The organism is Mesonia aquimarina (assembly GCF_003667275.1).
Taxonomy (GTDB): domain Bacteria; phylum Bacteroidota; class Bacteroidia; order Flavobacteriales; family Flavobacteriaceae; genus Mesonia; species Mesonia aquimarina.
On record NZ_RCNV01000002.1, the window covers coordinates 156082 to 176632 of the forward strand.

Genomic DNA, 20551 nt, shown 5'->3' on the forward strand with positions numbered 1-20551 from the left:
GATGAAAAAAATTGAATATCCCTGTGTTTTCTTGCGCGTTAAAGCTGCTGTCATTGATGCGATTGTTCTTATTATTTTAATTATGATTACCTCAACTGTTTTTAGTGATATTGGAGAAGTTCCTGTTTATACAAAAGTGATTGTTTTTTGCTTTATTTTTTTAGGCTACGAACCGCTTATGCTTAGCATTTTCGGCGCCACATTTGGTCATAGAATGATGAGTTTAAAAGTCCAACAAGATTCTAAAGATAAAAAATTGAACATTATTAGTGCATTTTTTAGGTTTGTTATAAAAGCACTTTTAGGATGGATTTCGCTTTTGACTATTTCTTCAGACAAGAAAGGAAAAGCGATTCATGATAAGGCTGTAAAATCTGTTGTTATACTTGATAAATAATTGAACAAAATTCATTTCAAAATTTTATGAGCAAAAAAAATCGCTTTAAAAATTTTCACCGCTTTATAAAAAAACACCGAATAAGTTTAGGGGTTTTCTTGGTGATTTTTTTAGCCTGGTTTTTTTGTTTACCCACAACTATTTTTGATGAACCCACCTCTACTGTTTTAAAAAGCAAAGAAAATTTATTGTTGGGTGCACGAATTGCAGACGATGGACAATGGCGTTTTCCGCAGCAAAAAAATGTTCCACATCGGTTTAAAAAATGCATCCTTTATTTTGAAGATAAATATTTTTATAAGCATCCCGGTTTCAATCCTATTTCAATAAGCAAAGCTTTTTGGGAAAATATCACCACCAATAATCGCCGGGGCGGAAGTACAATTACACAGCAAGTTATTCGGCTTTCTCGGAATAATCAAAAAAGAACATACCTAGAAAAATTCATTGAATTATTTCAGGCAACGCGACTTGAAACACGTTATTCTAAAGATGAAATCTTGAATCTGTATGCAACTTATGCTCCTTTTGGCGGAAATATTGTAGGCTTAGAAACCGCTGCTTGGCGTTATTTTGGTATTCCCGCTAAAGATTTAAGTTGGGGACAATCTGCTGCTCTGGCAGTTTTACCCAATGCACCGGCATTAATTTTTCCGGGTAAAAACGAAGAAAAACTACAACAAAAAAGAGATCTATTATTACAAAAATTGCATCATCATCAAGTGATTGATGAAACTACGTATCAGCTAGCTTTACAAGAAAAACTTCCTCAAAAACCCTTACCGCTTCCTAAAATTGCGCCACATCTTACCGAAAAAGCTCGTAAAGAACACAAAGGGAAACATCTAAAAAGTTCTATTTCTTATTCGCTTCAGCAACAAGTAAATCAACTTGCAAAACAACATTATGAACATTTAAAACAAAATGAAATTCATAATCTAGCTATTCTCGTGTTAGATGTAAAAACTCGGAAAGTTTTAGCTTACGTCGGTAATAGTCCAACTACAACACAAGATCCGTATGTTGATATTATTCAGCGACCTAGGAGTACCGGTAGTATTTTAAAACCATTTTTATTTGCCTCTTTATTAGATGAAGGAACGATCTTACCCGAAAGTTTAATTGCCGACGTTCCTACACAAATAAATGGCTATTCTCCGGTTAATTTTGACAAGAAATTTAGAGGAGCTGTTCCTGCAAATAAAGCGCTGGCAATGTCTCTAAATGTTCCTGCGGTTAAAATGCTACAAACGTATGGACTACAAAAATTCTATCATAAACTTCAAGAAATTGATCAGCATTATATTAATAAACCGGCAGATTATTACGGCTTATCCTTAATTTTAGGAGGTGCAGAAAGTTCGCTTTGGGATATTACAAAAGCCTATGCCGGGATGGCTTCTAGCGTAAATTTTTATACTAATTCTTCTAGTGAATATCGAAATCAAGAATTTACAGAACCTAGCTATTTAGCTTCTTCAGAAATAAATTTTGGAGAAAATAAATTATCAAAAACTTGGTTAGGCGCCGGTGCCATTTACAAAACCTTAAATGTATTGCAAGAAGTTAACCGTCCGCAAGAAGAACTCAACTGGCAATTTTTTGATAATGCGCAATCTATTTCGTGGAAAACCGGAACTAGTCACGGTTTTAAGGACGCTTGGGCTGTTGGGGTAAATGCGAAATATGCGGTTGGCGTCTGGGCGGGCAACGCAGATGGCGAAGGCAGACCGGGACTAACAGGATTAGAAGCTGCCGCTCCGCTTTTATTTGATGTGTTTAAAAAATTATCGGAATCTGCCCCATTAAAAATTCCGTATGATGATTTAATTGAAGTAGAAACCTGTATAAAAAGTGGACAATTAGCAGGAATTTATTGTACTGAAATAGAAAAAAACTGGATTCCTAAAAATGGAACACGTTCAAAAACCTGCATTTATCACAAACAAGTTTTTTTAAATGCTGAAGAAACCTATCAGGTTAATTCTTCGTGTTATGAATTAGCCGAAATGAAAGTGCAATCCAAATTTGTTTTACCGCCTTTACAAGAGTTTTATTATGCTGATGCGCATCCCGAATATCAACCGCTTCCTCCTTTTCAAAAAAATTGTTTAAAGCCCGGAGAAAAAACAATGGAATTAATTTATCCAAAAAAAGAAGCGCATTTAATTCTTCCTAAAAACTTTAATGAAAAAAGTAATCCGTTTGTTTTAAAATTAGCCCATCGAAATTCAGATAAAATTGTGTATTGGTATATTGATGATACATATATGGGGAAAACTGAAAATTTTCACGAATTAAGCTTATTACCCAAACCGGGAAAACACATGCTTACCATTGTAGATGAAGATGGCAATACGCTAAAACAATACTTAACTATTGAAGTAAATTAGCTAAACTAAATAACAGAATACCCTATTTTTTTAACAACAATTTAAGTTTCTTTAGTTCGGTTAGTTCCGAACTTAATGTATTTTTGCGCTCTAAATTTAAAGCAAGATATGAATTGTTGTTCTCCAGAAAAACGAAAACTTATTGAAGAAATTGGCTTGCATTTTGAAAAAAATCATCAATTAGCTCCATTAGCTGCAAGGATTTATGCCATGATGATTCTTTCCCCTGCAGATGGTCACACGTTTGATGAAATACTTTCTACTACCCAAGCCAGTAAAAGTTCGGTTTCTACACAACTTAATTTGTTACTTCAAATAAAAAAAGTTGAATATTTCACAAAATCGGGCGACCGCAAAAGATATTTTAGAGCTAATAAAATGTATCTAAAATCTACTTTACAAGAATATCTTGAAAGCATTTCTAAAGAAATTCAACTTATAGAAAAAATTGTAGACTTCAATTCTAAATACAACAAAGAAAAATTTGAAAGCAACGGACAAATAGCTTTGCTCTTTAAAGATTATTTAAAATGCCAAAAAGAAAATATTAAGAATACCATTAAAAAAATGTCAACTATTAAAAATATCAACTCATAATTATAACTCGATGAAAAAATTATTCAATTATATAGCTATTATTTTGGGAGTCTTACTTCTAAGCTCTTGTGGTGACAATAAAGGAGGTCAAAACGCCCAGGCTGCAAACGCTCCACAAGCAAAACCTTATCCGGTAATTGAAGTTCCTACCAAAACGGTCACCGCTTATACTTCTTATCCCGTGAGTATTGAAGGAATTGTGAATAGTGAAGTTCGCGCTAAAGTTTCTGGTTATGTAACCGATGTTTTGGTTGATGCCGGTGAAAAAGTAAAAAAAGGGCAACTTCTCTTTAAACTGGAAACCGAATCTTTATCTGGTGATGCTGAAGCTGCACAAGCGAATGTAAATGCCGCTCGGGTAGAAGTAGAAAAACTTAAACCCCTGGTAGAAAAAGATATTATAAGCGAAGTACAATTGGAAACTGCCAAAGCGCAGCTTTCCCAGGCTGAAGCAAATTATAATAGTATTGCCGCAAGTATCGGTTATGCAAATATAAAAAGTCCGGTAGATGGTTATGTTGGCAACATCAATTTTAGAAACGGTGCCTTGGTTTCTCCGGGTGATCCTACGCCGCTAACCACAGTTTCTCAAACCGATGAAGTTTACGCTTTCTTTTCTATGAACGAAAAAGACTATATAAACTTTATTCAGGAAGCTTCAGGAGAGAATATGGAAGAAAAAATAACCAATATGCCTGCGGTTAGTTTAGTACTTGCCAATGGAAATGAATATAGTGAAAAAGGAAAGATTCAAACTATTTCTGGTCAGGTTGACTCTTCTACCGGGACAGTAACCTTTAGAGCAAAATTTCCGAATCCAAACCAAATACTATCCAATGGAAATAGCGGAAAAATTCGAATTCCAAAAACCTATAATGACGTAATTGTGGTTCCCGAAATTTCGAGTTTTGAACAGCAAGGGAGAACTTATGTTTATAAAGTTCAAGGTGATAGTATGGCCGTATCTACACCAATTACTGAAACTTCCAGGGTAAACAATTTAATAATTGTTAACTCGGGAGTAGAAAAAGGCGATAAAATTGTTGCCGAAGGTGTGGCTCAACTTCGAAACAATACTCCAATAAAACCGCAAGAAATTCCTTTTGATAGTATTGCGAATTCTATTAATACAGTATTTAAATAAGACTTTAAGATGCTAAAGAAATTTATAGAAAGACCGGTATTATCTACGGTCGTTTCCATTATAATTGTGGTATTAGGTGTGTTGGGAATTTCAACACTTCCGGTAACGCAATATCCAGATATTGCCCCTCCAACGGTTCAGGTTTCGGCTAATTTCCCGGGAGCGAATGCTCAAACAGTACTGGAAAGTGTAATTATTCCTATTGAAGAACAAATAAATGGGGTTGAAGGAATGGATTATATTACCTCAACCGCCAGTAACAACGGTAGCGCCAGTATTCAAATATTCTTTGATCAGGGAGTAGATCCAGATATTGCCGCGGTAAACGTTCAAAACCGTGTGGCACGTGCTACACCTTTACTGCCGCAGGAAGTAACCCAATCTGGGGTAACCACGCAAAAAGAACAAACCAGTGCATTGATGTTCTTTACCGTGGTTTCAGACAACGAAGAATATGACGCAACTTTTATTCAGAATTACCTGAATATTAACGTGATTCCAGAATTACAGCGTATTAACGGGGTTGGGAACGTAAATGTATTTGGCGCCAAGAAATATGCGATGCGAATCTGGCTTCAGCCTGAAAAATTAGCGGCTTATAATTTAATCCCTTCAGATGTTATTGGAGCCATTAATGAGCAAAGTCAGGAAGCTGCTGCGGGATCTTTAGGTCAAAATAATGCTGAAGCTTTTGAATATGTACTGCGTTATAGCGGAAGATACCAGGACGAAGATCAATACCGAAATATTATTATTAAAGCCCTTGATAATGGGCAATACCTAAGGTTAGACGATGTTGCAGAAGTTGAACTGGATGCCGAAGGTTATAATGTTATTGGATATACCAATGGTAAGCCAGGAGTGAATATGGCTGTTTACCAAACGCCAGGTTCTAATGCCCAGGAAATTATTGAAAATATTCACCAGAAGCTGGACGAAATGGAAGAAGATTTTCCAACCGGGCTTTCGGTATATATAAATTTTGATACCAACGAATTTCTTACCGCTTCTATAGATAAAGTGATTTTAACGCTTATTGAAGCGTTTATACTGGTATTTATTGTAGTTTTTATATTTCTTCAGGATTTTAGGTCTACCCTTATTCCTGCCATTGCGGTACCGGTTTCCATAATTGGTACATTCTTTTTCTTAAACCTGTTTGGGTACTCTATAAACTTACTAACGCTATTTGCGCTGGTACTGGCTATTGGTATTGTAGTAGATGATGCTATTGTAGTAGTAGAAGCCGTACATGCAAAAATGGAAGAAGGAGCTAAAGATGCCATAAGCGGTACAAGAAAAGCGATGGACGAAATTACCGGGGCGATTATTTCTATTACGCTGGTAATGGGAGCGGTATTTATTCCCGTAACTTTTATCACGGGACCCACAGGAGTTTTCTATGAACAATTTGGGGTGACTTTAATTGTAGCTATTGCAATATCTGCAGTTAATGCTTTAACTTTAAGTCCTGCGCTTTGTGCCATTTTCTTAAAACCACATCGTGAAGACGAAGAACATAAGAAAAAGAATTTTTTACAGCGCTTCTTTAGTTCGTTTAATACCGCTTTTAAAGTAACTACTGACAAGTATGTGAATTCCCTTTCATTTTTAAGTAAACATAAGTGGATTACAGGGCTAATCCTTGTAGCTGCGGTACTTGCTATATTTTGGGGAGCTAAGACTACTCCAACCGGTTTTGTACCAGATGAAGATCGTGGAATCTTATTTGTAAATGTTGAATTACCTGCTGGTGCTTCTTTAGACAGAACCGTAGGAATTACTTCAGAATTAGAGAAAAAAGCGCAACAAATAGAAGGTGTACAAGGCGTTTCTTTAGTAAATGGATATAGTTTAATTGGTGGAGCAGGAAGTAACTATGCGCTTGGTTTCATTAAATTAGACGACTGGAGTGAACGTGAAGAAGATCATCTTTCGGTAGAATCTATCCAGGGACAATTATTCCAGATTGGCGCCTCGTTTTCAGATGCCCAAATGTTATTCTTCTCCCCACCCAGTATTCCAGGTTTTGGGGTTTCAGGAGGATTTGAAGCTAAATTGTTAGATAGATCGGGCGGTAGTTTCAAAGAATTAGACAACCAAACACAAAGTTATCTTGCAGCACTTTCTCAACGACCAGAAATTCAGTATGCGCAAAGTTCTTTCAATACAAATTATCCGCAGTATGAAATGGATTTAAATATTCCGAAGGCAAAAGAAGCAGGAGTGGATATTTCTACTATTTTTACAACTCTGCAAGGTTATATTGGAAGTATTTATGCAGCAGATTTCTCGAGATTTGGTAAGCAATATCGAGTTTACGTACAGGCTTTACCCGAAGATCGTTCAAGTACCGACGATTTAAATTCATTATTTGTTAGAAACTCGCAGGGAGAAATGGCACCAATAAGTGAATTTGTTAGTTTAAAACGAGTATACGGTCCACAATCGGTAACCAGGTTTAACCTGTTTAACTCGGCAACTATAAATGGTGCACCGGCACCCGGCTATTCTTCGGGAGATGCTATTGCTGCCGTAGAAGAAGTAAATGCCGAATCATTACCATCTAATTTTAGTGTGGATTATAGCGGGCTTACCCGGGAAGAAGTTTCGGCAGGTTCTCAAACAACTTTTATTTTAATTCTAAGTATCCTGTTTGTTTACTTTATACTTTCTGCTCAGTATGAGAGTTACCTCATCCCGTTTGCGGTTTTACTATCACTTCCGGTAGGAATTATGGGATCGTATTTGTTTACAAAATTTACAGGGCTTCAAGCCAATATTTACTTCCAAATCGCTTTAATAATGCTGTTAGGACTCCTGGCGAAAAATGCCATTCTAATCGTTGAATTTGCTATGCAGCGACGAAAAGCAGGTCTTTCTATTGTAAATGCAGCTTTAGACGGAGCCAAGGTTAGGTTAAGACCCATTTTAATGACCTCCTTCGCCTTTATTATTGGGTTATTACCATTAGTTTTCGCAGGTGGAACTGGTGCTGCAGGAAACCGTTCTATCGGTACAGGAGCCGTAGGAGGTTTATTAGTAGGAACCATTTTGGGGGTATTTATTATCCCAATTCTCTACATCATATTTCAATGGTTACAGGAAAAAATAACCGGGGAACCGGAAGCAGCTAAAGCAGAAAACAAATCAATTTCTGAAAAAAATCAATAATGAAAAGAAATAGAATCTATAAATTATTGCTTGCAGGAGCCGTACCCTTTCTACTGGTTTCCTGCTTTGCAGCCAAAGAATATGATCGACCAAATATTGTAGAAGAAGAAAATTTCAGAACAAATAATCTTCCGCAAGATAGTCTATCTATGGCAACAGTTTCATGGAGAGAGGTTTTTAATGACCCTATATTACAGCAACATATTGAAACAGGTTTAGAAGAAAACATTGATATTCGTGTAGCTTTACAACAAATTTTAGCTGCAGAAGCTTACGTAAAACAGGGAAAAGCTGGATATTTTCCTAGCCTTAACGGAAATGCTTCTTTAACGCATCAAGAACTTTCTCAAAACAGTCAGTTTGGAGGATTTTTCTCTTCGATAAATCAGTATGAGATTTCAACAAGTTTATCTTGGGAAGCCGATATTTGGGGAAAAATTAGAAGTCAAAAACGTGCTTTTGGAGCCCAATATTTACAAAGTGTTGCGGCGCATAAAGCAGTTAAAACACGTTTAATTGCTAATATTGCTTCAACTTATTATCAATTATTAGCAACAGATGAACAAATAAAAATTACAAAAGAAACTATTAAAAACAGAGAAAATAGTTTAGAAACAACCAAAGCGCTAAAAGACGCAGGAAACGTAACCGAAGTTGGTGTAAAGCAAACAGAAGCACAATTATATACTGCAAAAGCTATTTTGGTTGACTTGCAGCAGCAATCGCGATTACTAGAAAACACCTTATCTATTTTATTAGGCGAATCGCCTATGGAAATTCAAAGAAGTGAACTAGAAACACAAACAATTACTACAGAATTAAAGGCTGGCGTTCCTGCACAACTATTAAGTAATCGTCCAGATGTTTTAGCGGCCGAATACAATTATCGCAACGCTTTTGAAATGACCAATGTTGCCCGAAGTAATTTTTACCCATCTATAACTTTATCGGCAACCGGTGGTTTGCAAAGTTTAGATTTTGATAATTTATTCAGCACCAATTCGCTGTTTGCAACTATAGTGGGAGGTTTAGCTCAGCCTATTTTTAACAAGCGACAAATTCGTACACAATTTGAGGTTTCTGAAGCTCAACAAGAACAAGCAAGATTGGAGTTTAAGCAAGCCATTTTAACGGCTAGCAAAGAAGTTTCTGATGCCATGTTTTCTTATGATGCTGCTACAGAAAAAATTGAATTAAAACAAAAAGAATTTTTAGCTTACCAAAAAGCAACCGATTACTCTGAACAATTGCTCAACAATGGGTTGGCAAATTATTTAGAAGTTTTACGTTCGCGCGAAAATGCTTTAAACTCTCAATTAGATTTAATTAATGCAAAATTTAATCAGTTAAAATCTATGGTAGATCTTTATAAAGCACTCGGCGGCGGTTGGCAATAAATTTTCATAGTTTGTAATTTTTGATTGATTGTAAGAACCGTTTCATGAGAAGTTATGAAGCGGTTTTTATTTTAATTATTTAACAAACACAATAAAAGCTTAAAAAATTGTATGATGAAGAAGATTATTTTAATTCTATTTTTAACTTTTCAAACTGTTTTATATAGCCAAAATAAGCAAAAAGACAGTCTGCCAACTACTTGGGAACTTCTAAAATATGATGGAGAAAGTGCTTTTAAAGGTTTAACAACAACATATACACAACCTTTAAAGTGGCAAAAAGATGATTTTTTAACCGCGGGAGCCATCATTTTAGGTACTGGAGCACTTTATGTTTTTGATGAAGAAACCAATAGGTGGTTTGAAAATCAAGAACCACATATTCCGGGAATTATTAAAGATTTCGGTTGGTATTATGGTAGTCCGCAGAACAATTATGCAGTAAATGGTGCAATCTATCTTTATGGCTTATTCACTAAAAATGAAAAGGTAAGAAAAACAGGCGTCTTGCTTATTTCAGCCGCATCTACCGCCGGACTAATTCAAACCATTGCCAAAACAGCCATTGGACGGGCACGGCCAGGAACAAGAGAAGGCAAAGGATCTTTTAAACCTTTCAGTAAAGAAGGTGGTTTTCATAGCTTTCCTTCTGGTCATACTATTCTTTCTTTTACCACAGCTTACGCTATTGCAAAGCAATTTAAAAATCCGTTTATAAAAGCAGGTATTTATGGCGTGGGAATGATTGCCCCAATATCTAGACTTTGGGCAGGTGCGCATTGGTTAACCGATGTAGGACTTAGTATGGCAATAAGTATTTTAGTTGTAGATACAATAGATAATTACCTTACGGAAGAAAGAGATTATGGAAATCCATATAAAACTAAAATTAGTTGGAAATTTCAAATAGGTTTAGGGAAATTTGGACTAATAGGAACATTCTAATTCTTATCTTTTAATAAATTACTTAAGATTAAACAAAAACTTTGAAGAGCTTATGGGGTAATTATGCAAGCTTTAAAATTGAAACATGATCTAACTTTAAAAGTGATTTATATATTACCGAAAAATAATTTATTGAGACTATAAAGCGGTTTTTTATTTTAATTTACTTCCTTTTGCTGTCCACCACGGGTGAATTTCTACCGTTAATCTTTCTGCTTTTACCATCGGATCCAACCTTGCTAAACTATCTGCCATTTTTTGGGTTGGCGTATTGTAAACCACAATTCCGCGAATTTCGCCATTATCGCCAAACGGCCCGGTTAAACTTGTGTAACCTTCTTGTGCCATTCGTTCTAAATGTGCTAAATGTAGTTTCTGTAAATTTGCAGTTTCCGTTGAATCTTGATTTCGGTTCTTTCCGGTTTTGAGAAAAACCATAAAATATTTTTGCATTAAATAAGTTGTATCGCCTTCTTTATAGGTAAAAACTTTATAACCTTGCTTCTTTAAGGCTTCCGTTTGTTCTTCAATGGAAGGTTTTCTAGCAACAATACTATCAGAATTTTTAATGTTTTTATTTGAAACTTCTTTTTGAGGATTGTCTTTTAAAATCATTTCGCAAGATGTGCAAAGTATAATTCCGCAGATTAATAAAAATAGTTTTTTCATTTCATCCAATTTTTATATGGGTTGCTAATTAATGCGGAATTATAATATTTTTTTTCGCCAGTAACTTCTTTTCCAATCCAATCTGGAAAAATTACATTTTCGTTTTCGTTTTTTAATTCTACTTCTGCAACAGTTAAGCCTTCATTTTCCCCATAGAATTCATCAACTTCAAACGTATGATTTTCAGATTTTACCAAATAACGCGTTTTTTCAATTTTTCCGGGTTCGCAAAGTTCCAATAATTTTTTTGCATCGTTTACGTCAATTTGTTTTTCCCATTCAAATCGTGTTAATCCGTTTGCTGAAGATTTTCCTTTAACTGTTATAAAGGCTTTATTTTCTGTTATACGAATTCTAGTGGTGCGCTCCGGATGAGAGTTTAAATAGCCTTGTTTTATTGAATAAGATTGATAAGCATCTTTTTTGTACTGATTTGTTTCGACCAAAAATTTACGCTCAATTTCTTTCATCATTATTTTTTCAATAAAAATAGGCTTCATTTTTTAATTTTTAAGCAGATTTTTATCTGTGTAGCAAAATTTTTAAAAATTAACTACATTTACTATAACCAACCTTAATCTATACTATGCGTTTTTTTGTTGCATTATTTTTGTGCTTATTCTCAATTAGCTTAACAACTGCCACTAATTTTCAAGCTGTTCAACAAGATTCTGTCGCAAAAGAACAGGATATGTTGAAAATAAAGGAAGGATTTCCTGTTATTGGAAAAAATCATCAAGAATTATTTTCCTTCTATGTAAAATCTGGTGCATTAAATGCTTCGGAAAGAGCAGCAAGAGTTTCAGAAAAAATTCAACAAATAGACGCTGGTGGTTTTCAAAAAGATTCATTAGAAATTATAACGCAGTCAGAAGAAACAGACATTGTCTATAAGAATTCCATTCTTTTAAGTATTTCTGAAAAAGACGCCTTGGCCAACAATAATACTAGAGATTCGCTTGCAAATATTTATCTAACTTTATTAAAAGAAAATATTAGTATTGCTGAAGAAAACTATATTCCCACAAATATTTTTTTAAAAATTGGCTTAACAATTCTCATTTTATTAGGCTTATGGTTAGCATTAAAACTCATTGCTTTTCTAAATAAAAAAACCATAAATTTTATTGAAAGAAAAAAAGAGAAATGGCTAAAAAGTTTAACCTACAATAACTACACATTTATTACACCAGAGCAAGAATTAAACGTAATTCTCCTAATGATGAAAATTGTTAAGTGGATTTTAATTTTATTAGTAGTCTATGTATTCTTTCCACTTATTTTTAGTGTTTTTGAATTCACAAGAGGCTGGTCTACTTATTTATTCGATTTAATTTGGTCTTCTTTTGGCAAGATTTTTTCTGCTGCCTGGAGTTATTTTCCTAACCTTTTTAGCATTATCGCTATTGTATTAGTGATGCGCTATTTTATTAGGTTTATAAAGTATATTTTTAAAGAAATTGAAGCCAAAAAATTAGAGATTTCAGGTTTCCACTCAGATTGGGCAATGCCGACATACAGTATTATTCGGTTTTTGCTGTACGCATTTATGTTTGTATTAATTTTCCCCTATTTACCGGGCTCAGACTCTACCGTTTTTAAAGGTGTTTCTGTTTTCCTAGGTGTATTATTATCCTTAGGATCTTCTTCTGCAATAGCTAATATGATTGCCGGTTTGGTTATCACCTATATGCGACCATTTAAAATTGGAGATCGCATAAATATTGGAAACACTTCTGGTAATGTGGTAGAAAAAACCCTGCTGGTAACCCGATTAAAAACAATAAAAAATGAAGAAATTACCATTCCAAATTCTGCGATTTTAAACGGAAATACGGTTAATTATTCTTCTTATGCAGAACAAGAAGGGTTAATAATAAATACCACCGTAACTTTAGGCTACGATATTCCTTATGAGAAAATTTATGAAGCCTTAATAAATGCAGCTTTAAAAACTAGTTTAATTGAAAAAAGCCCAAAACCATTTGTGTTGCAAACCAGTTTAGATGATTTTTATGTTTCTTATCAATTAAACGCTTATACCAAAGAAGCCAATAAGCAAGCTCTTATTTATTCTGAATTGCATCAACACATTCAAGATTGTTGTAATGAAATGGATATCGAAATTCTATCTCCACATTACCGTGCGCAACGCGATGGAAATATGACTACTATCCCTAAAGAGTATTTAGAAAACGACTATAAAGCTCCTCATTTTAATGTTTCTTTTAAGAAGAAGGAGGATTCAGCGGAATAAGTTTTCTATAATGATCAAAACGCAAGAAAATTTCTTTTACATATAAAAAGGGTTCTCTTCCTCGCACAAAACCATACCTGACTTCGGGTCTACTAAAATATTCCCTGGAAGACAATTTAAGCATATAATCTTCTACATTATCATCCCAAACCAACGGGTTTTCACCGGCAGATTTTGTTAATCGTTGCGCATCGCGCACGTGACCTAAGCCACAATTGTAAGCTGCCATCGTAAATTTTATACGCTGAATACTGTCCTTTACCTTGGTGAATTTAGATGCCATTTGCTGTAGATAAGTAGAACCGGCTCTTAAATTTTCAGCGGGATTTGTAACATCTTTTACGCCTAGATCTTTTGCTGTTGCGGGCATAATTTGCATTAAACCTCCGGCGCCCGCCCAAGATTGTCCCTTTGGTTTAAAACGGGATTCTTGATAAATTTGAGAACTTAATAAACGCCAATCCCAACCTATACGTTTTGCATTTTCCTTAATAATTTCATCGTATTGACTTATTTTTCCTTGATTTTTACTGTAAAAATCACTTTTAATTCTCCTTCTGTATGATTTTTTATTCTTAAAATATTTATTGTAAACCACGTAATAATAATCTTGCTTTTTGATTTTTTTCATCCATTTATTCACTCTGCTTAGAAGATCAGGTGAATTTTTTCGGACGGCCCAAGCAATTCGCTGTGAAAAACTAATCTCGGTATCAATATCTAAAATAGGATTGTATGTTTGGTTTATTGCGGCAACATTATAGTCTGAAATAGTAAAGTCTATTTCTCGGTCTACCACCATTTTTATAATTTCATCTGTAGTTTTGTTTCCCGAAACGGTTTCTATATTTATTTTTCCGCCAATTTCTTGACTCAAATTTTTAAGACGTTGGTAATACGAAGAGTTTTTTCTCACGTGTACCGTTTTATCCATCAACTCAACCGGGTCTCCTACAAGTTGTTTTTTAATTTTATACATCGGTAATTTTCGCCAATTTTTTGGTCGGCGCTGTACTAAAACTTGATGTGTTAAATAATGATGATTTGTAAAGTTAACAACCTCTTTTCTAGGCTCTGTAATAGAAAGTCCGTACGCAATTAAATCGCCCTCACCATTGTTCAACATATTAAAAAGCTGATCAATATCTTCAGCAACTTTTATACGCAATTCTAAATCTAGATCTTTGGCTAAACGCTCTACCAGTTCATACTCAAAACCCATTGCTTTTCCTCGATATAAAAAATAGCTGGTAGAATTATAAATTGTAATAACAGTTAAGAATCCGTCTTCTTTAATTTCTTCTAAATCTCGTTGAAGTTCAGGTTTTTTTTCAACAGTATTTTCTACAATGGTATTTTTCTTTGTTTCATTTTTACAGCTCAGAAAAAAAAAGGGCAATAAAAAAAAGAGTGTTATTTTCGGAAGATTTTTTAACAAGTAAAATTTTATCATTCACATTTATTTAGAACTATAATATAAAATATTTTTATGAATTAACCTAATTTCAATGCTTTACATAAAATTTCAATTAATTTTTTGAAGCTATTTTTTTGATTTCTTCTGATTCTATTATTGTTTTTGAATATGAATTATTTGCCAAAAAAATCATTGCATCAGCTATATAATTTGGATGAATAGAACGGAATTTTTTTAAGGGACCGCACATTAAAAAGTTGGCAAGTTTCATTACTTGTTTCCACAAAAATTCAAATGGTCGTTTTTCTTTTCGTTTTCCCGAAATTAAAGACGGACGTAAAATATAGGTTTCTTCAATTTTTTGCTGAAGCACCGCATTTTCCATTTCGCCTTTTGTTTTGTTATAGAAAAATTTACTCTCCGCATTTGCGCCAAGAGCAGAAATTACTACAAATTTTTGAATGTTATTTTTCTTGGCAAGTTTTGCCGCAGTTAATGGAATGCCATAATCTACTTTTTTATAAACCTCATTATCGGGCGTCTTTTTTTGCGTAGAACCCACGCAGCAAAAAACCTCATCGCCATTAAAAAGATCTTGATAATTTTCTAACTCAAATAAATCGATAAGGTGTTCTTCAATTTTTTCGTGTTGTAGATTTACGCTATTCCTAGAAAATAATTTCACTTTTTTATAGCGATTATCAGTCAGTAATTTTTTTAGTAGAATATTACCCGTTAATCCTGTAGCGCCTAAAATAATTGCTGTCTTTTTTTGTTCCATGAGCCCGAAAGTTTGCTTCATTTAAAAATACACAATTTCAACGAAGAGAAACTACATATCTACTTTAGTTCTTTAAGCGGTTTATTTTGAAAACGTGATGCTGAATTAAGTTTAGGCTGCCAACACATTCTAAAAAACTAAAACAATTTGTATTGCGGACTTTTTAGTTGAAGAAAATGCGACTTATCTAAAGGCGCAATAGATTCATTCTTCAAAAATTTTTGTTTTGCAATTTTAAACTGTTGCGCTATCTGTTTAGCAAATTCTCCTTTACCCTTCATACGAGTCCCAAATCGGCTGTCATTTAAATTTCCGCCGTGGCAAGCTTCAATTTGATGCAAAACTTTTTCTGCTCTATCGGGTAACGTTTTTTCTATCCAATCCTTAAAAATTTCGGCGATTGCTCCATTTAAGCGAACAATAGTATAACCGACAGAATTTGCGCCAAGTTCACTCACTTTTTTAACTAAAGGAAAAATTTCGTGACTATTAATCGATGGAATTATAGGCGCCATCATCACATTTACAGGAATATTATTTGAAGAAAGTGTTTCTACCACCTTCAGTCTTTTTTTAATGCTAGCTGTTCTTGGCTCTAAAATTCTGCGCGTTTCTTCCGATAAAGAAGTAATAGAAATATTCACCCGAATTAAATTGAATTCTGCCAATTTTTTTAAAATATCTATGTCACGTAGAATTAAAGCATTTTTAGTGATAATTCCGGTTGGGTGTTTATACTTTAGCATTACTTCTAAACACTTTCGTGTAATTTGAAGTTTCTTTTCAACCGGCTGATAACAGTCTGTATTTCCTGAAAAAATAATCGTGTCGCCGTCCCAGTTTTTATTGTTCAGTTTTTTTTCTAATAATTGCGGCGCATTTTTTTTGACTAAAATTTGTTGCTCAAAATCTTTTCCGGCAGAATAACCCCAATACTCATGAGAGTTTCTAGCATAGCAATAAATGCATCCGTGTTCGCAACCTTGATATGGGTTTGCAGAATAGCCCATCCCGACATCAGGACTGTTTACTTTATTAACAAAGGTTTTTGGAAAAACTTCTTGAATATGAGTTTTATCATCTTCAGGTTTTTCACCTTCTTTATAGCAATATTCCAGAAAATCATCCTCAGGAATATGCTTTAATTCAAAGAATTTATTGGCAACATTTTTTTGCGCTCCTCTTCCTTTTTGATATAATTTACCCATAAAACAACTCGACTCCTTAATAAGAGTCAAAGTTATTTATTTTTTGGACTAATTCCTATTTATTGGATATTTTCCTTATTAAAATAATATTCCAATATTAAATCCATATCTAATATTGCGTCCACTATTACCGGTATTATTATTAATTATATCTGTAACGCCAAACTGGCTATCGTATTCAACATACACTTTTGTAAAGCTAGACAAATTAAACTTTATCCCTATTCCTAAAGAAACACCAAAATCTGTCGATTCAAAAGCTTCTTTCAAATCGGTTTCTAATGTCGAATCTTTAGCCTGAATTAGATATCCAGCATATGGCCCTAAATTTAAAAACCAATTTTTTCTAGAACCAAAATGCCAAGAAGCCATTATTGGAAGTGTAAGGTAATTTAACTTAATATCTGTTTCAACAAAATTTGAATTCTCTTCAGAAATTGCTGCATTAGACAGTCCTTTTTTATCGAATATTAATTTTGCTTTTATTCCCCAATTCTTAGAAAGATAATATTCTGCACTTCCTGTTATATTAAAACTTACAGAAGGATCCGGCTGCAAAAAGCTATTCTGAAGAATAACAGAAGAAATATTCAAACCGGGACCAAAGCCGAATTCGAAATCTGATTTTTCTTGTGATACTCCCTTTTGAAAAATTAAAAATGAAACTAAAATAAAGAGGTAAAATTTTTTCATCATAATAAAATTAGTTGGGCGGGAATATAGGATTATTACAATAAAATAACGTTACCGAATAGTAAACAATTATATTTAGTAGAAATTCTACCTAAGTTTATAATTGTCCGGTCTTTTCAAAATACTTGCGCATCACTAATAAAGAGATAATTTCTTCGCGTTGTTTATTTTTAAATTGATCTACAAACCGATGCGCATTTTCTATAATTTGCTGTGCTTTTTCAGGATGTTGCAAAAAATAATTTAATTTTTCTTCTACGTTAGAATAATCATCATTTAGCGCTATATAATGTACATCAGGTTCCAGTAAACCTTCCATAAACCACGTTTCAAATTTTGGTTTTGGCATTACAGCAATAGAGTTAGAAGACATTACCCATTTTAAATTAGAAGCTACATCATTACCTTCTATACAAAGTATAAATTTATATTGTAGTTGTTCTTCTATGGTCATTCGCTCTACCATCCACGCTGGATTGAGTTCGTTTTGGTTTACTTTACCAATATTACATAAGGGATGATTTTTATATTTCTCTAAAAACCGAATGCGCTGCGGTTGTGTTGGATGAACTTTTCCACGACTTATGAGTTGATCTTTTTTTTCGGTAAAGCTTTTCTTATCATTTTGAATGAAAATAAAATGCCGCACTTTATTCCATTTTAATAGAACAGAATTGCTGTTATCTTTATGAATTGGTCTACTTTTTACAAAAGTAGGTTCTTCGGGAATGTGTGTAATATCGCCGAAAAGACAATTTACTTTTAACTCCTGCGGAAAATAGCGTGCAAATTCCCTAAAATCGAAAAAGTAAGTTTTTCCTTCTTTTAATTTAAAGGAAGAAAGCGATCGTGCTTTTTTTGAAAGTTGACTATTCTTAGGCAAAGCATTGTAATAATCAACCCGCTTTTCTATTTCTTTGATAGATTCTGGCGAAATGCTTTTTAATTTAGAAGGTAACTTTTGCTGGAAAAATACATTGGGAAGCAGCAAGCGTAAATAATTCTTTACATAATAAAGAGCCTTACTGTTTTTATGTTTGGAAGACATGCGCTTACTTTCCATAATCTGAAATGCTAACTGATTGTTTGCGTTAAGGATGGAGCGGTTTGTTGAAGCTCTTTTTAAAATAATGCCTTAGCAGAATTTTAAAAAAGCGACCCGCGAGAGCCTGCCCCACGCTTTTCGCGTGGGGAACGCCCTAGTAATTATTTGTTCGGGAAATTTGGTTTTTCTTTATTTAAAAAGGCAGAAGTTCCTTCTTTAAAATCTTCGGTTCCAAAACTTTTTCCGAAACCTTCAATCTCTTTATCGAAACCGTTTACACCGTCTTCGTAATTTGCATTTATTGCATCGATAGCTTGGGAAATGGCAACCATTGAATTTTTCATGATTTTACCGGCAATTTTTTCTGTAAACTCCATTAATTCTTCAAGCGGCGTTACGTGATTTACCAAACCATATTGTAAAGCTTGATTGGCATCGATCATTCCGGCGGTCATAATCATTTCCATTGCGCGGCCTTTGCCAACTAATTGCGGTAAGCGTTGCGTTCCGCCATAACCAGGAATTACGCCAAGCGAAGTTTCAGGAAGTCCTAATTTTGCATTTTCGCTGGCAATTCTAAAATGTGCTGCCATCGCCAATTCTAATCCGCCGCCAAGCGCGAAACCATTTACGGCTGCAATTACTGGTTTTTTAAAATTCGCGATCATATCAAAAACTTCTTTGTGACCTTTTGCTGAAAGGTCTTTTCCTTCTTCAACTGAATAATCTGCAAATTCTGAAATATCGGCTCCGGCAACAAATGCTTTTTCTCCGGTTCCTGTTATAATAATAACTTTTACTTCTTCGTCTTGCTCTAATTTTGCAAATGCTTGACGAATTTCGCCTAAGGTTTCGCGGTTAAGCGCGTTTAATTTTTTTGGTCTATTGATGGTTACCAGAGCGATTCCATCGTTATTTTCGACTAATAAATTGTTATAACTCATACGTTTTGTTTTGGAAATTTTACGATAAATGTTGTTCCTTCTCCTTCTTTAGAGGTAAAGGTTATGCTTCCTTGATAGGCTTCAATTATTGTTTTTATAATTCCTAATCCAAGTCCCATTCCGCTGGATTTGGTAGTAAACTTAGGTTCAAAAATACGATCTTTATTTTCTTCTGAAATACCCACGCCATTATCTTTAATAAAAATACAGGCGTTTTTTTCATCGGTTGCCACGTGAACGCATATTTTTGGTTCTGCTTCGTTTTCGGTAGCTTGAATGGCATTCTTTACTAAATTGGTAAGTACTCTAATAAGTTGTGTTCTATCAAACTTCACTAAAATTTCCTCTTCTTCTGAAGTGAATGAAATATGCGAATCATTAAAAATATCTAAGGCTAATTTTACAATTTTTGGAACGTTTAAGGATTCGTTTTGCTGTGCCGGCATTTTTGCAAAATTAGAAAAAGCCGAAGCAATAGAACTCATCGTATCTATTTGCTGAATTAAAGAGCGACTAAAATCTTTTATTTTTTCATCAATTTCAGGATCGTTAGCGTCGAATTTTCGCTCAAAACTCTGTACGCTTAATCGCATTGGCGTTAAGGGATTTTTAATTTCGTGTGCCACTTGCTTTGCCATTTCGCGCCAAGCTTGTTCGCGTTCGCTGGTTGCTAATTTTACAGCGCTTTCTTCTAATTCATCAATCATAGAATTGTAAGCTTTTACCAAGGATCTTATTTCTTCTGAAGCTGACTGAATAACGATTTTTTTATTTTTTTTATCAAATCGCGTCGCATGAATTTTTTCGCTAACTGCTTTTAAACTTTTGGTAATGTATTTTGATAAGAAATATGACAACACAATTGCCGCAATGATCATCAGTAAATAAACTTGTGCCAAAATTTCTAAAAAATCGCGCAGTTGCTTGTCTATAAAACCATCATCTTCTATATGTGGCAAATTTAAAATTGCAAGCGGCTTAAAATAATTATCGGTTATATAGGTGTAAGATGATTGGTAATCTTCTTCTTTTTCTCCAAAATGGTATTTTACAAAGCGTTTGTCTTTAGAATTTCTAAGTCCCTCGAGCGCATAATCGGGCATTTTTGTACTCGCGGTATCCCTAAAAAAAGTAGCTTTAGAAGATTTTAAAAGTTTTCCGTTAAGATTATAAATATTGATTTCTGTGTTATGAATGTTTTTCAATTCATAAATTTTATCCTTAAAAATTAACGGAATATGTTCTGCATCTACCGGATAGGTGGTCGTTTTTATTTCGTAATTAATGCTCGCTCTAATAGAAGCTTCTTTGCGTTTTAATTTGTCTTTTTGGTATGCTCTAGCCTCATCTTTATATTGGTAAATGGTAACGGCGGCAATTAAAATGGAAGCACCCAGCACCAAAAAAATCATGCTAAAAAAAATGCGGGTTCTTAAGGAGCGTTTAAAAAGCTTCATTTTTTATTTTTTGCTTGATTTTCGAGAGGTTTC

General features: G+C 34.1%; 17 protein-coding genes. 8 read left to right on the top strand and 9 right to left on the bottom strand.

Going from position 1 to position 20551, the window contains the following annotated elements:
- The first annotated feature begins 1 nt into the window (after position 1).
- The 7 genes from D9R05_RS04130 (at position 2) to D9R05_RS04160 (ending at position 10047) form a co-directional block, all read left to right on the top strand.
- Positions 2-397 (top strand): RDD family protein, encoded by a 396-nt coding sequence (locus tag D9R05_RS04130; RefSeq protein ID WP_121665970.1) that lies wholly within the window; start codon positions 2-4, stop codon positions 395-397.
- 26 nt (positions 398-423) lie between these two features.
- The gene (gene pbpC / locus D9R05_RS04135) at positions 424-2790 is read left to right on the top strand and encodes a penicillin-binding protein 1C (RefSeq protein WP_121665971.1); all 2367 of its coding nucleotides are present in this window, start codon (positions 424-426) and stop codon (positions 2788-2790) included.
- A 108-nt stretch (positions 2791-2898) separates the two neighbouring features.
- The gene (locus tag D9R05_RS04140) at positions 2899-3387 is read left to right on the top strand and encodes a GbsR/MarR family transcriptional regulator (RefSeq protein ID WP_121665972.1); all 489 of its coding nucleotides are present in this window, start codon (positions 2899-2901) and stop codon (positions 3385-3387) included.
- Positions 3388-3397: 10 nt separating this feature from the next.
- On the top strand, positions 3398-4531 hold the full coding sequence (locus D9R05_RS04145) for an efflux RND transporter periplasmic adaptor subunit (RefSeq protein ID WP_121665973.1): 1134 nt from the start codon (positions 3398-3400) through the stop codon (positions 4529-4531).
- 9 nt (positions 4532-4540) lie between these two features.
- Positions 4541-7705: an efflux RND transporter permease subunit gene (locus D9R05_RS04150; protein ID WP_121665974.1), complete on the top strand. Its 3165-nt coding sequence runs from the start codon at positions 4541-4543 to the stop codon at positions 7703-7705.
- Positions 7705-9102 (top strand): efflux transporter outer membrane subunit, encoded by a 1398-nt coding sequence (locus D9R05_RS04155; protein ID WP_121665975.1) that lies wholly within the window; start codon positions 7705-7707, stop codon positions 9100-9102. Before D9R05_RS04150 ends, D9R05_RS04155 begins: the two co-directional genes overlap by 1 nt.
- A 114-nt stretch (positions 9103-9216) precedes the next feature.
- Positions 9217-10047, top strand: a complete 831-nt coding sequence (locus D9R05_RS04160; RefSeq protein WP_121665976.1) for a phosphatase PAP2 family protein — start codon at positions 9217-9219, stop codon at positions 10045-10047.
- Between the two features lie 153 nt (positions 10048-10200).
- Here the strand turns inward: D9R05_RS04160 and D9R05_RS04165 are convergent, their stop codons facing one another.
- Positions 10201-10716: a YciI family protein gene (locus D9R05_RS04165; protein WP_121665977.1), complete on the bottom strand. Its 516-nt coding sequence runs from the start codon at positions 10714-10716 to the stop codon at positions 10201-10203.
- Positions 10713-11186 carry a CYTH domain-containing protein gene (locus tag D9R05_RS04170; RefSeq protein ID WP_121666212.1) on the bottom strand — a complete coding sequence of 158 codons (474 nt, stop codon included), beginning with the start codon at positions 11184-11186 and terminating at the stop codon, positions 10713-10715. Before D9R05_RS04170 ends, D9R05_RS04165 begins: the two co-directional genes overlap by 4 nt.
- A 116-nt stretch (positions 11187-11302) precedes the next feature.
- Here D9R05_RS04170 and D9R05_RS04175 point away from each other — a divergent pair, with 116 nt between their 5' ends.
- Positions 11303-12973 carry a mechanosensitive ion channel family protein gene (locus D9R05_RS04175; protein ID WP_121665978.1) on the top strand — a complete coding sequence of 557 codons (1671 nt, stop codon included), beginning with the start codon at positions 11303-11305 and terminating at the stop codon, positions 12971-12973.
- On the opposite strand, the gene D9R05_RS04180 is transcribed toward D9R05_RS04175, so the two are convergent.
- The 7 genes from D9R05_RS04180 to D9R05_RS04210 all read right to left on the bottom strand — a co-directional run bounded on the left by D9R05_RS04180 (position 12945) and on the right by D9R05_RS04210 (position 20518).
- Positions 12945-14426, bottom strand: a complete 1482-nt coding sequence (locus tag D9R05_RS04180; RefSeq protein ID WP_121665979.1) for an MltF family protein — start codon at positions 14424-14426, stop codon at positions 12945-12947. The genes D9R05_RS04175 and D9R05_RS04180 overlap by 29 nt on opposite strands.
- Positions 14427-14502: 76 nt before the next feature.
- Complete coding sequence (locus tag D9R05_RS04185) at positions 14503-15171, bottom strand: NAD(P)H-binding protein (RefSeq protein ID WP_121665980.1); 669 nt, start codon at positions 15169-15171, stop codon at positions 14503-14505.
- Between the two features lie 137 nt (positions 15172-15308).
- The gene (locus tag D9R05_RS04190; RefSeq protein ID WP_121665981.1) at positions 15309-16379 is read right to left on the bottom strand and encodes a PA0069 family radical SAM protein; all 1071 of its coding nucleotides are present in this window, start codon (positions 16377-16379) and stop codon (positions 15309-15311) included.
- A 78-nt stretch (positions 16380-16457) separates the two neighbouring features.
- Complete coding sequence (locus D9R05_RS04195; protein ID WP_121665982.1) at positions 16458-17075, bottom strand: porin family protein; 618 nt, start codon at positions 17073-17075, stop codon at positions 16458-16460.
- A gap of 94 nt (positions 17076-17169) precedes the next feature.
- The gene (locus D9R05_RS04200) at positions 17170-18135 is read right to left on the bottom strand and encodes a glycosyl transferase family 90 (RefSeq protein WP_121665983.1); all 966 of its coding nucleotides are present in this window, start codon (positions 18133-18135) and stop codon (positions 17170-17172) included.
- Between the two features lie 143 nt (positions 18136-18278).
- On the bottom strand, positions 18279-19061 hold the full coding sequence (locus tag D9R05_RS04205; RefSeq protein ID WP_121665984.1) for an enoyl-CoA hydratase/isomerase family protein: 783 nt from the start codon (positions 19059-19061) through the stop codon (positions 18279-18281).
- Positions 19058-20518 carry a sensor histidine kinase gene (locus tag D9R05_RS04210; RefSeq protein ID WP_121665985.1) on the bottom strand — a complete coding sequence of 487 codons (1461 nt, stop codon included), beginning with the start codon at positions 20516-20518 and terminating at the stop codon, positions 19058-19060. The genes D9R05_RS04205 and D9R05_RS04210 overlap by 4 nt, the downstream gene beginning before the upstream one ends.
- Between the last annotated feature and the right edge of the window lie 33 nt (positions 20519-20551).